This is a genomic window from Marinobacter sp. MBR-105 (assembly GCF_053628895.1).
Window position 1 is genome coordinate 76,131 of sequence record NZ_JBRJHG010000003.1, and the last position, 12,614, is coordinate 88,744.

Below are 12,614 nucleotides of genomic sequence, written 5' to 3' on the forward strand. Positions count from 1 at the left end.
CTGATTACGCAGGGCAGTCTATAACGTGCTAATGGCCCTGTGGAGGTTCTGTTTTGCTTGATCTTCGTATCTTTCGTTAAACAGCTCAAGGTTGTAAATGCTGCCACTACTCAGAAAGGACCGAAGCAGCTCCTTTCGCTTCTTGCGGTAGATAAACCCGGGCACCAGCCTGTACTCATTGCGCACGTTACGCTCAAACTGATCGTACACCTCAGGCGGGGCGCCCAGAATGGCAAGGTCGATATCCACAATCAGATGCTCGTCCGGCGTCTTCACGTTGCCATTGTGCAGAGTGGCCATGATGAGGTTGTGCACGCGCTCGATGCCTGCCTTACCGTAACTGTGAGCAGTCAGGAACGCCTGTGCCCAGTTTGCGCTGTCCAGCTCGTTAGTCTTCGACAGGGGCTTGTAGACGGCATCGTGGAACCAGATGGCCAGCTCCAGCTCTTCCGGTTTTTCAGCGATTTCCTTTACGCCGTCAAGGTGGGTAAGCATGGCATCAATGTGATCGACGGTATGGTAGAACCGGTGCTTCTCTGAGTAGGCGGCATGGAGTGCGTGATAACACTCTTCTGAAAGCGGGAGCCCCAGAGCGCTCATCAGGGTTTGCCATCGTGTTTGGTTCATTGCTCTAGCCACCTTTGCCCGGAAAGATCACCCGATAAACGGCGCGCCATACCACGGAATCCAGCGGAGCATACCGCAACGCCTGAGCAACCGCGCCCCAGGGCGTCGCCGAGTCTCCTGCTGATGCAAAATGACGGGCTTTCCGGCAGTAGAAGCGGGCCAGACCCCAGCGGATGTCACTGGGTTGGAGTGTACTTCCGTATTCCCCTATAAAATCACGAATGATCGCTTCGTTGGCGGCAAATCGGCGTTTCTTATCGCTGGAAATCTGGTCTGCCATCACCCGGTAATAGCCCCAATACTCGGGCACATACAGGAAGGTGAAACGGGCTGAAAAACGCAGCCAGATGTCGTAATCGTCGGCAACGCCGTAGCGGCCCGAAAACCCGCCCATGGCATCGAAGCATTTCCGCCGCGCCATTACCGTGTTGATGCTCACGCTGTTGTCCACCAACATCTGGCGAGCAATCCGGCCCGAGTATCGGCGCATATTCTTGCGGGACAACTCCCGGCCCTGTTCATCGATCATGATTTCATCACTGTGAAGGACATCCACCTCCGGGTGAGCCTGCATCAGCGCCACTTGCCGTTCCAGCTTTTCAGGCACCCACAGGTCATCGGAATCCAGAAAACACAGTAATTCGCCCCGGGCATATTGAAGCGCCAGGTTGCGGGCAATGCTCTGGCCCTGGTTTTCCTGAAAGTGGTAGTGGATGCGGTCATCATCCAGGTAACTGGCCAGCTTCTCACGGGTGCTATCCCGGGAGCCATCATCAACGATGATGAGCTCCCAGTGGGGATAAGACTGGGCCAACACAGACTCAACCGCTTTCGTGATGGTGCGCTCACGGTTGAAGGTGGGGGTGATGATGCTGACCAGAGGAGCAGACGCAGGAGCAAATTGTCCTGATTGGTGTCCTTCGCGGGACTGAGGTGCCGCAGGGGAGGCTGCAGAATTGAAGCGATGGGTCATGCCTGAGACTCTTCGGGAATTTGAACCAACAGATCAGTCGCCCCAATATCCACCCCTGCCTGGGAGAGCAAAGTTGACACTTGCCCCCGATGATGGGTTTGATGGTTGAAGAAATGAAGCACCAGGCTTGAAAACCGTTTACTGGCCGGAATCCCTTTGGTGTTGTGATAACTGAGAGTGACAGCGAGATCGTCTTCGGTTAACTCGGAAATCCAATGGATAATCAGCCAATCCAACCAGGTTCGGTGTTCTGTTAAGTGCGCAATATCACCAAAGAGAATTTGGTTCAGGCTAGTTGGATTATCAAGGGTAGCGATTTCTCGGAGCGAGACCTGACATGACGGATGAGTAGCAAAACGTTTGAGCCAGATCGTATCTCCGACGAGGATATGGTTCAGTGTTCCCAGAATAGAACCAAAGAAGGCGCCGCGATCTTTCGCCAGCACATCGGCCGAAAGCTGTGCGGCCGCATCGTAGATCTTTGCGTTCATCCACTGATTGTAAGTGGCGAGCAGTTCAAAGTGGTTTTTCAGGTTCATTGGAATTCCGTTCCGTACCTAGCTGTAAAGCCTTGAATTGTCCTCGAATGGCGGTGAAGTCCCAGAAGCAAATGGGTGGCTTTGACCACATTGTTACACATTTACCGAATACTTGAGGTCACGGGCCTCATCTCCAGTCATACCACGAAAGCCCCAGCAGTGGGGAGGTTGTTCCTTGATTGTGATCTCAACATCCACGGGTGAGATGCCAACCACGGACTCAATCTTTTGGAAGAGCTCCTTGATCAAAGCTTTTTGGGTCTCGGGCGTTCGGCCCTGCATTATATTGATCTCGATGGCCGTGTAGGCGGGAGTTCTGCCACCGGGATAATAAAAATCCTCGGGTTCCATGGGGATAAAACGATGAGCCCGCTTGTCTTCCGGCATACCGAGTACGGACCGCATACATCCGTGAATGACCTCGGAGAGCTGAGCCTTGATCGGATTGAGATGTTCTCTGATTCCGTAAATGACTATCACGATGCCTCCTGCAATGGGTAATGTCCGCAAAGACGGGGTAGAACCTGAACAGATCTAATTGATTGGTTGCATTTACTCTTCGCCCAAGGCCTGAAGTAGCCAATGCGCAAGCTCCCTGGCCTGGTCTGCACTGAGGGAGACAGGGACGGCTTGATAAGACAGAAGGCTCTTGGCAACGACCTTTAAGCCAACCGCTTTCTCGCCATTTTCGAGCTCTAGCCCTACGACATCAATACGCTGTTTCAGGGGGCCCTTTCCGAGAGTATTAACCTCTGCTAGCTTGCCGATATTCTTGCCTTGATAAAGGCTGAATAAGTTCATAGGCCCTCCCTCTGCCATATAACGCTTTTGTTCAGCGGTGCCCTTGTAGCGCAGCGAAATGGGCATCCGGTGGAGGGCCGCCAGGCCCGGAACGAACTGGAACAACTTGTTATAGCTGCTCAAGGTGAGACTATTGTGCAAATCAATTTCCCCAGCTCAAAACTCCATATACTGATCCCCAAACAGGTACCGATTACGAATACTGATAAGGTCAGTGGAATTTTGTCTCTAAAAAACCTAAATTGTTTTTGTTCATTTACCCAATCTATCTGGTGCTGCCAGAAAAATTTGTAATGTGCATACCAATCGCTAAGCATAATCTGTTTGCTTTGGCACAATGAATAGTACTCAGCCTGAAGCGTGGTTAATTGTTTTTCAAATTCTGTGATATCTTTTTCATCAGCGCCCTTTGCTTTGCGATACAGGTTTCCAAGTTCATTGTATAGTTTTGTCAAGGCTATTCCGGATTTCTCATACTCCAACTTATTGCTATCGTAGAGTGATATATACAATCCAACGATGCCTAGAATTATAAAAGATGCGGAAAGAAACTTGGTTGACAAACCATCAAATGCAAGTGCATAAATGCCAAAAGCCATTGAGAAAAAACTTATAAAACCAGGAGTTTTCTCGACTATATCATAAGTGGCAAAATGCTTCTTTGCACCAAATCCAACATTATAACCAGTCTCAGCGATAGCTTTTAACAATTCATCTTTTTTCATGATTTCTCACTGAATGGGCACATCAATTCTATCTTTGGCTACCACAACACCATCTTTAATAGCGTAGCACTCCACAACGTGCTCACCTCGAAAGTCTGTAGTTTCCCTCCTTTTATTGTATCCTTCATCCGAAACAATTTGACCACGGACACAATCTTTTTTCTTAGCCTCAGGACCCCTATTCAAAACCTTCCACTTTATTAAATATGGTTCCGGTACGCCACAATATTTTATTGTAAACAGTAGCTTTTTATTTGCCAGTAGTGGTATCGATTTTGCGAGCATATGTGTTAGAAAGTGCTCTCTGAAACCGCGCTGTGAAACTTCGCACTCCAAAGTTATGGAATACCGAATATCAACAGGATATTGGTCTTCAATAAACTGCTCAGTATCCCGCCAAGTCTGTTGACTTTTCGCAGCAGATTCTTGAACCTTCTGAGTCTTACCAGGAAAGGGACGACCATAAACTTTCTTCCATTTATCATTGGCGCTATCAGAATCACCGGCTTCGATAGCATTTAAGCAAAGATCATATGCCTTTTTTGCTTTCTTTTGAAATTTCTTTTTTACCTTAACGTTTTGGCCACTGCCAAGAGCTTTATAATGGCTTTGGTCGGGCAGTTCAGATAGATATTTAAAAAAATCTCTGCTCATTCGGTCATAATACGAGTAACTTTTACCATCGTAGTCAGATGTAGACTTAAGAAAATTATGCGCTAAAGTATCGATAAGCAGACCGCCTATTCCTACTCCATGCTTGTTTTTCCATGCCCTAGCCATCTTACACAGTCGACGTAAATTTTTATTTTTCTGCTCCACGAACTCTTTCATTGCACGTATTTCTTCGCGAGGCTTGGTGATCGACCAGCGACCACCGTTATACGTATCTGGGTACTTAAAGCTTCCATCTCCCTGTTCGAAAACTGGTTGTACTTCTATGTGGAAGTTTTGGTAAGTTGCAGTTACAACCAGTCTATCGACGCGAACATCTGTTTTCGGGTATCTAGCCTTGATCGCATCCTTGGTGTCGGTTAGTAATCTTGATTGGCCACCATTCTTATATTTATCCCATTGACCCGCTGGCATGATATACAACATATCTAAATCAGAAACGCCTTTAATGGCTGTCCAGCGGCCGTAAGAGCCTACTTGTAAGCTATTGTCGGTCTTAGATTCTGAGTCTCTAAACTTCTTATTGAGACTGGATGTAATTTCACCGTAACGCGAACTGATAGTGTCAGCATTATCAACCTTCAGATTAATTAGGAAATTAGAAAACATCTCAGTTACGGCCATAGATAACTCTACATTGATACTTAAGAAATTAGTTTAGACTTGACGCTTAAATGGGGGGGGCTATAACAGTGTATTAGATAGCAGTCTTCATCATTGAAATTGTCTGACCCTTCATTATCACGCATCCATAATACAAACCCGCTGGTTGTCGACGTTCTAAAAACACCCGAAGATCAAGTAACTACAAGTCCAAAAAAGAATCAGTCTAGATCAATCTTCAGTAATATCAACGCAGTCTAATTTTTCGGGAATAACGAAGCACTACATATTTTCCGCCCAACAAAAAGGCCCGGAAGCTTCCACAACCAGGCCTTGTCGTTAATCAGCGGTCAATCACCTCAACCGCATTTGCTGTCGCCGCAAGACAGGCAGGTAGCGCAGCCGTCCATCACGATCACCGCCTTGGTGTTGCACTTGCCGCACATGGTGGCGTTGGCCGGGTAATCGCTACTGGAATCATCATTGGTGGCCTTGTTCTGGCTGGCTTCAAACTCCGCGCGCTTCTCGGCGAGAATGCGCTTGGTGGTTTCGCTCAGCTCGTCGCTTTCCAGCAGGCCGATGGCTTTCAGGTGTTTCTCGATTACGGCCCCGATTTCAGCAACCAGGGACGGCATGAAAACACCGCCTTTCTTGAAGTAACCACCGTTGGGGTCGTACACGCTACGCAGCTCTTCCACCAGGAAGGTGACATCGCCACCTTTACGGAAGACCGCAGAGATAACGCGGGTGAGGGCGATTACCCACTGGAAATGCTCCATCGACTTGGAGTTGATGAACACTTCATAGGGCTGACGGCTCTCGTGGTCGGTGCCTTCGTTTAGCAGGATGTCATTGATGGTAATGTACATCGCGTGCTCGGCCACCGGCGGCTTGATCTTGTAGGTGGTGCCCAGGAGGAAATCCGGGCGTTCGATGTTCTCGTTCATCTCCACCGGCTTGGTGTCGGCTTTCACCGGCGCCTGGTGCTCACCCGTGGTCTCGGTGTCGGCTTTCTTTACCCGGTAGCCGACGATCTTGTTGCTGATTTTCACTGTCATTTTCGTAGTTCCTGTCTGTCGGTTCCCGGATTAATACTTGCCGTAAGTGCCTTCTTTCAGCGCGTCGAAGAGGTTGGCGGCGGTATGGATTTCGCCGTCGTACTCTACCTGTTCGTTGCCGCGCAAGGTCACTTTGCTGCCGTCGTCCAGGGTGAACTCATACATTGTGTTCTCAAGGTCTTTCTCTTTAACCAGTACGCCCTGGAACGCTTCCGGGTTGAAGCGGAAGGTGGTGCAGCCTTTCAGACCCTTGTCGTAGGCGTACAGGTAGATGTCCTTGAAATCCTGGTACGGGAATTCTGTTGGAACGTTAGCGGTTTTGGAAATGGAGGAATCTACCCATTTCTGTGCCGCAGCCTGGATGTCGACGTGTTGCGTGGGCGTTACGTCGTCAGATGTGGTGAAGTAGCTGGGCAGCTTCTTGTCTTCTTCATCGGAGAACGGCATGGCGCCCGGGTTCACCAGGTGGCGGTAGGCCAGCAGTTCGAAGCTGAATACGTCTACCTTCTCTTTGGTTTTACGGCCTTCACGAATGATGTTCCGGGCGTAGTGGTGAGAGAAGCTCGGTTCAATGCCGTTACTGGCGTTGTTGGCCAGCGACAGGCTGATGGTGCCGGTCGGAGCAATGGAGGTGTGGTGGGTGAAACGGCCACCTTTCTCGGCCAGCTTGGCCACCAGCTCCGGCTCTACTTCAGCAATGCGGCCCATGTAGGCGCTGTACTTGGCGTGCAGTACCTTGCCTTTGACCTTGTCGCCCACCTTGATGCCGTCTTCGGCCAGTTTCGGGCACTTGGCCATCATTTTCGGCGTTACTTCAAACTCGTCGTCCATGATTGGCGCCGGGCCTTTCTCTTCCGCCAGGGCCAGCGACTGGCGCCAGCCTTCAACGGCCATTTCTCGAACCACTTCTTCAGTGAACTGCACGGACTCTTCTGAACCGTAGGGCATGCGCAGCATGGCCAGGGTAGAACCAAGGCCCAGGATGCCCATGCCGTGACGGCGCTTGTAGGTGATTTCGTGGCGCTGTTCGGCCAGGGGCAGGCCGTTGATTTCGACTACGTTGTCCAGCATGCGGGTGAAGGTGCCCACCACTTTGCGGTACTTCTCGTAGTTGAAGCTGGCTTTCTCGGTGAACGGGTACTCAACGAATTTGGTGAGGTTCACGGAGCCCAGCAGGCAGCTGCCGTACGGGGGCAGGGGCTGCTCGCCACAGGGGTTGGTGGCGCGGATGTCTTCACAGAACCAGTTGTTATTCATCTGGTTGACCTTGTCGATCAGGATAAAGCCCGGCTCGGCGTAGTCGTAGGTGCTGGTCATGATGGTGTCCCAGATGAACTGGGCTTTCACCGTTTTGTAGATACGGCAGGCAACTTTGCCTTCGTTGTTCACCACGTAGCCTTCCTGTACCGGGAAGTCACGGTATACGAATTGGCTGGCATCGGTCAGGTCCAGGCCTTCGTCGTCGGCTTCTTTCTGGGTGACCGGGAAGGACAGGTGCCAGTCGTCACCGTTGCGCACGGCTTCGATGAAGTCTTCGGTGATCAGCAGGGACAGGTTGAACTGGCGCAGGCGGCCGTCTTCACGCTTGGCCTGGATGAATTCGATCACGTCTGGGTGGTGTACGTCGAAGGTGGCCATCTGGGCACCGCGGCGGCCACCAGCGGAAGACACGGTGAAGCACATGCGGTCGAAGATATCCATGAACGACAGCGGGCCAGAGGTGGTGGCACCAGCGCCGGCAACATAGGCACCGCGCGGGCGCAGGGTCGAGAATTCGTAACCGATACCACAGCCAGCCTTGAGGGTGAGGCCCGCTTCGTGGTTTTTCTCCAGGATATCGTTCATGGAATCCTGGATGGTGCCGGATACGGTGCAGTTAATGGTGGAGGTTGCCGGCTTGTGGGCTTCGGCACCGGCGTTGGAGGTAATGCGGCCGGCAGGGATGGCACCATTTTGCAGTGCCCACAGGAATTCCTTCATGTACTTGTCGCGTACATTCTTTTTCTCAACCTCGGCCAGGGCCTTGGCCACGCGCTCGTAGGTTGCGTTGATGTCTTTGTCGACAGGCTCGCCGGTCTTGGTCTTGAGCTGGTACTTGCTGCTCCAGATATCCAGCGAAGCTTCCTGCATGGGAATCGTTGTGATCACTGCCTGTGCCTTAGCGTTCATTGCCACCCTCGGTTTTCAGTATGTCTCTTTTTGAAGACGCCGTCCTCAGCGCCTTACCCCTGTGTGTTTCTGGTACTGCATTGGTTATCGCGCCAGCAGAAGCACTATATATGGTGTTTGTGCCTGGCCGGGAAGGCTGCCTTCCATAACCGGAATTCTGTGTTGATCACTGCTGCCAGCCTTGTGTCTGCTGGCATTTCTACTGCTTGACATTCAGTAGGTGTTGGCGTATCCGGCCCTATATATGGGCTTATTTTTTGGGAAGTATAACAGGATATAGTGTTCTGTGAATAAGAGAGCAACTATTGATTGGCGCTTGGGGGCAAAGAAAATCAATGGAAAAGTTCTTGAATCTGCGGGAAGCCGCGCCATTGCCGGTTTCTCTGCAGGTCACTACATGTTGTGGTTAAAAAGTGTGCGCCTGAAAAGTTGTGGAATGCAGGTTTTTGTGACTTCTGCACGTATCCAAAAACGACGTGTCGGTAGAGTATGAGAGTGGCGTCGTAATACTGCAGTGGCCCACAGGAAGTGATAACGACTATAAAAGGAAAAGAACAATGAAAGGCCTGAAACCTACCGTTCTTGCGCTGTGTATTGCCGGGGCGCCCCCTGCGGCCCTGGCGTTTCAACCGTTGGATGAAACCACGATGGGAAACATCACCGGCCAGGCGGGTGTGACCATTGAGCTGGAGACCAAACTGAACATTGATCGGTTTATCTACACCGATGAAGGTTCGCTTGAGATCAACAACATCTTTGTGGGCGGTACCAACCGTAGCGATCTGTTCCCGGAGTTGGGTGTTAACCTGATGGGCGGTGCCGCCCAGGAAACCGATTTGCTGGATAACATTCGTATTGAAATCGATGTGCTCAGTGACGGTGATGCCATCATCAACGTGCTACCGCAGATGTTCGGTGCGGTGGATGTGCGGGTCTCGACTGACCAATGGAACTTAGTCGGCACTACGGACTCCACGACCATCCTCGATAATTTCACTGCCGATATCCTGATGGGCGGTGCCAACATCGAGATTGATGCCGATACCGACGTGATGAACCTGCGCGCCGATATCGCCATTGATAACATGGAGTTTGACGCACCGTTCCTGGCGGTGGGTATCCGGGATTTGCGTCTGACCGGCGATACCTATGACCCGGTTCGCAACAAGAACATTCCGGACCTGTTCGCCAAGGTGGACCTCGATATCTACAAGAGCTCCAACAGCCTGGGTGTCGACAGCCTGGCGGTGGATATGGATTCGTTCCGTGCCGATATGACCATTGGCGGTGTGCTGGTGGGTGGTACGTCCATTGGCAGCATCTTCATGGACGACCTGGCCATCACCAATACCCAGATGGTGATCTACGGCCATTAAAATGGTTGAGCAGAAACAAAAACGGGGTCGCGTAGGCCCCGTTTTTGTTGGTCGGGTGTTTTAACCCAACAGCAGACTGTCGTCGTCCACTTCCAGGCCGCGTTGTTTCTCAAACAGGCCCAGCAGGTCTTTCACCTCCAGTCCGTCCCGGTCTTTGCCGGCAATATCGAATACCACCTGGCCCTGGTGCAGCATCACGGTGCGGCTGCCGACTTCCAGTGCCTGTTTCATGCTGTGGGTGACCATCAGGGCGGTGAGCTTCTGCTCCTCAATGATCTGCTGGGTGAGTTCCAGCACGAAGTTGGCGGTTTTCGGGTCCAGAGCTGCGGTGTGCTCATCCAGCAGCAGAATGCTGGAGGGCGTGAGGCTGGCCATCAGCAAGCTGACAGCCTGGCGCTGGCCGCCGGAAAGCAGGCCCATTTTGTCGCCCAGGCGGTTTTCCAGGCCCAGTTTCAGGGTGGCAAGGCTTTCCCGGAACTGGCCCAGATACTGTTTTTTCACCGCGCTGGTCAGGCCCCGGCTTTGGCCGCGTTTGATGGCCAGCGCCAGGTTTTCTTCAATGGACAGGTTTTCACAGGTTCCGGCCAGGGGATCCTGGAACACCCGGGCAACCCGGGCCGCACGTTTGTGGGTAGGCAGGCGGGTAACGTCCAGGTTGTCGACGATAATCTGGCCGCTGTCCACCATGACTTCGCCGGCGAGGGCGTTCAGGAAGGTGGATTTTCCGGCGCCGTTGCTGCCGATGACCGTCACGAATTCGCCCTGGTTTACCGTCAGGCTCATGCCCCGAAGGGCCGGGTTTTCCAGCGGGGTGCCTTTGCCAAAGGTAAGCCGCAGATCGGTTGCGCTGATCATAGTGCCTCCTCAGGCCTTTTTGCTGGTGAAACGACTGGCGATCTTGGTGCGAACGCCAGGCAGTACGATGGCCAGGGTAACCAGAACCGCGGTAATCAGATTCAGATCCTGTGCCTGCAGGCCGAGGACATCGGCATTCAGGGCAAAGGCAATGGCCAGTCGGTAGATGATGGCGCCCACCACACACGCCAACAGGGCGCGTACCACGGTGGAGGGGGTGATAACGGCTTCACCGCCAATCAGTGAGGCGAGGCCGATCACGATTACGCCTACACCCATGGTGACGTCTGCTGCGCCCTGGCTCTGGGCAAACAGAGCACCGGCCAGACCCACCAGACCGTTGGACAGAGCAACCCCCAGTATGATCATGCCGCCGGTCGCAATGCCCTGGGCGCGAGCCATGCGGGCGTTGGCGCCAGTGGCGCGCATGGCCAGGCCAGTCTCGGATTTCATGAAACGCCATAACAGAATCAGGGACACAATAGCGACCAGGGTAAACAGCAACACCGGCACCTGATGGAAAGCCAGGCCCAGGTCGTACCAGGGAGTCAGTACCGTTTCTTCTGTGAGCAAGGCCACGTTCGGCCGGCCCATGATGCGCAGGTTCACGGAGTAGAGCGCGATCATGGTAAGGATGGAGGCCAGCAGGTTCAGAATGTTGAGTTTGACATTCAGGATGGCGGTTACGGCACCGGCGGCCATGCCGGCCAGTACCGCACAGCCAGTTGCCAGCCAGGGATTCCAGCCTTCAATAATCAACATGGCGGCAACGGCGGCGCCCAGGGGGAAGCTGCCATCCACCGTCAGGTCGGGGAAGTCGAGAACACGGAAAGAGAGATAGATACCAAAGGCAACCAGGCCGTAGATCAGGCCGGTTTCGAGAGCACCGTAGAATGCGATTTCACTGAGCATGGGTAGTTTTTCACCGTGAAAGAAAACGGGCGGGCCCTTTTGGGGTCCGCCCGTGTTGGTCAGGCGTTACTTGTCGTTTTTGACGACTTTGACGGCTTCCTGGATGAGGTCTTCGGGCAGAGTGACGCCCATGCGTTCGGCGGCCTCGGGGTTCACGTACAGATCCAGTTCTTCCATGGTTTCAACCGGCATGTCGGCTGTGCCGGCACCTTCCAGTACGCGTGCGACCATGGCGCCGGTCTGGCGGCCGTGGTTGTAATAGTTGAAGCCCAAAGCGGCTACCGCGCCACGCTCAACGGTGGCAGTGTCGGCAGCAAAAACCGGGATCTTGGCCCGTTCGCCAACGGAAATAACCGCTTCGGCGGCACTGATCACGGTGTTATCGGTGGTCAGGTAGATGGCGTCGGCCTTGCCTACCAGGGAGCGGGCTGCGCCCAGCACTTCCGAAGTCTTGGTGGCCGCACCTTTAACCAGCTCCAGACCGCGGGCCTGCAGGCGTTCTTCCAGCAGTTCAATCAGCGCGGCGGCGTTGGCTTCGCCAGGGTTGTAAACGGTACCGATGCGCTTGGCGTCGGGCATTGCACGCTGCAGCATGTCCAGGTGCTTCTCGATGGGCAGCATATCGCTTACCCCGGTGATGTTGGCACCAGGGGCTTCCCAGCTTTGTACCAGTTTGGCGGCAACCGGATCGGTCACGGCAGAGAAGACCACGGGCACGTTACGGGCTGCAGCGGCAACGGTTTGTGCGGACGGTGTGGCAATGGCCACGATTACATCCGGGTTTTCACCCACAAACTTGCGGGCAATCTGAGAGGCAATGGCTGAGTTGCCCTGGGCACTTTCGTGCATCAGGCGCAGGTTTTCGCCTTCGCGATAGCCGCGCTCGGCCAGTTCGTCCTTAACGCCCTCATGTACGGCATCCAGTGCCGGGTGTTCAACAATCTGTGTGATGGCAACAACACGGGGGTCGTCCGCTTGAACCAGGCTTGCTGCGGCAAGCAGCGAGGCGCCGATCAGCGTGCGCAGGGATTTCTTGGCCATATGCCCATCTCCGAGTCAGTTACTGTTTTTTCCCGTGAAACCGGGGGCAAAAATTCAAGGTGCGCAAGTTTAACACAGCCATGCGACAATCGGTGTAGGGGAAGGCGCAGTTTGTTGCGACGATCGTTTGAGTGGTTGCAGATGCAAATTATTTTGCACGGATCACGTTTTGACGGGCTCTGGTGTGTTGAAATAGGCTACTAAAGTCTAATAATACGAGAACGCGAAAAAGCGAATCCGAAACTATAACGACAAATCAGGAA

14 protein-coding genes are annotated in these 12,614 nt (G+C 53.0%); 2 read left to right on the forward strand and 12 right to left on the reverse strand.

What is annotated here, in order from left to right:
* Positions 1 to 18: 18 nt before the first annotated feature.
* The 9 genes from ACSSVV_RS05030 to ACSSVV_RS05070 form a co-directional block, all read right to left on the reverse strand.
* Positions 19 to 627, reverse strand: coding sequence for an HD domain-containing protein (locus tag ACSSVV_RS05030; protein WP_023011082.1), 609 nt, complete (start codon positions 625 to 627; stop codon positions 19 to 21).
* Positions 628 to 631: 4 nt separating this feature from the next.
* A complete protein-coding gene (locus tag ACSSVV_RS05035; protein ID WP_454105678.1) occupies positions 632 to 1,600 on the reverse strand; it encodes a glycosyltransferase in 969 nt (322 codons plus the stop codon).
* A complete protein-coding gene (locus tag ACSSVV_RS05040; protein WP_454105679.1) occupies positions 1,597 to 2,139 on the reverse strand; it encodes a DinB family protein in 543 nt (180 codons plus the stop codon). Before ACSSVV_RS05040 ends, ACSSVV_RS05035 begins: the two co-directional genes overlap by 4 nt.
* A gap of 93 nt (positions 2,140 to 2,232) precedes the next feature.
* A complete protein-coding gene (locus ACSSVV_RS05045; protein ID WP_454105680.1) occupies positions 2,233 to 2,619 on the reverse strand; it encodes a tautomerase family protein in 387 nt (128 codons plus the stop codon).
* Between the two features lie 72 nt (positions 2,620 to 2,691).
* A complete protein-coding gene (locus ACSSVV_RS05050; protein WP_454105681.1) occupies positions 2,692 to 3,081 on the reverse strand; it encodes a hypothetical protein in 390 nt (129 codons plus the stop codon).
* Positions 3,060 to 3,665 carry an SLATT domain-containing protein gene (locus tag ACSSVV_RS05055; protein WP_454105682.1) on the reverse strand — a complete coding sequence of 202 codons (606 nt, stop codon included), beginning with the start codon at positions 3,663 to 3,665 and terminating at the stop codon, positions 3,060 to 3,062. The genes ACSSVV_RS05050 and ACSSVV_RS05055 overlap by 22 nt, the downstream gene beginning before the upstream one ends.
* A gap of 6 nt (positions 3,666 to 3,671) precedes the next feature.
* Positions 3,672 to 4,961 (reverse strand): SMODS domain-containing nucleotidyltransferase, encoded by a 1,290-nt coding sequence (locus tag ACSSVV_RS05060; RefSeq protein ID WP_454105683.1) that lies wholly within the window; start codon positions 4,959 to 4,961, stop codon positions 3,672 to 3,674.
* A 338-nt stretch (positions 4,962 to 5,299) separates the two neighbouring features.
* Positions 5,300 to 5,998 (reverse strand): TSCPD domain-containing protein, encoded by a 699-nt coding sequence (locus ACSSVV_RS05065; RefSeq protein ID WP_454105684.1) that lies wholly within the window; start codon positions 5,996 to 5,998, stop codon positions 5,300 to 5,302.
* Positions 5,999 to 6,028: 30 nt separating this feature from the next.
* On the reverse strand, positions 6,029 to 8,167 hold the full coding sequence (locus ACSSVV_RS05070) for an adenosylcobalamin-dependent ribonucleoside-diphosphate reductase (protein WP_454105685.1): 2,139 nt from the start codon (positions 8,165 to 8,167) through the stop codon (positions 6,029 to 6,031).
* A gap of 286 nt (positions 8,168 to 8,453) precedes the next feature.
* Between ACSSVV_RS05070 and ACSSVV_RS05075 the strand changes: the two genes are divergently transcribed.
* Positions 8,454 to 8,660, forward strand: coding sequence for a hypothetical protein (locus ACSSVV_RS05075; protein ID WP_454105686.1), 207 nt, complete (start codon positions 8,454 to 8,456; stop codon positions 8,658 to 8,660).
* Between the two features lie 64 nt (positions 8,661 to 8,724).
* The gene (locus ACSSVV_RS05080; protein ID WP_454105687.1) at positions 8,725 to 9,543 is read left to right on the forward strand and encodes a DUF6160 family protein; all 819 of its coding nucleotides are present in this window, start codon (positions 8,725 to 8,727) and stop codon (positions 9,541 to 9,543) included.
* Between the two features lie 60 nt (positions 9,544 to 9,603).
* On the opposite strand, the gene ACSSVV_RS05085 is transcribed toward ACSSVV_RS05080, so the two are convergent.
* The 3 genes from ACSSVV_RS05085 to ACSSVV_RS05095 form a co-directional block, all read right to left on the reverse strand.
* On the reverse strand, positions 9,604 to 10,398 hold the full coding sequence (locus ACSSVV_RS05085) for an ABC transporter ATP-binding protein (protein ID WP_011784596.1): 795 nt from the start codon (positions 10,396 to 10,398) through the stop codon (positions 9,604 to 9,606).
* Between the two features lie 9 nt (positions 10,399 to 10,407).
* On the reverse strand, positions 10,408 to 11,310 hold the full coding sequence (locus ACSSVV_RS05090; RefSeq protein WP_014421769.1) for an ABC transporter permease: 903 nt from the start codon (positions 11,308 to 11,310) through the stop codon (positions 10,408 to 10,410).
* A 66-nt stretch (positions 11,311 to 11,376) separates the two neighbouring features.
* Positions 11,377 to 12,351, reverse strand: coding sequence for an ABC transporter substrate-binding protein (locus ACSSVV_RS05095; RefSeq protein ID WP_014421768.1), 975 nt, complete (start codon positions 12,349 to 12,351; stop codon positions 11,377 to 11,379).
* Positions 12,352 to 12,614 lie beyond the last annotated feature (263 nt).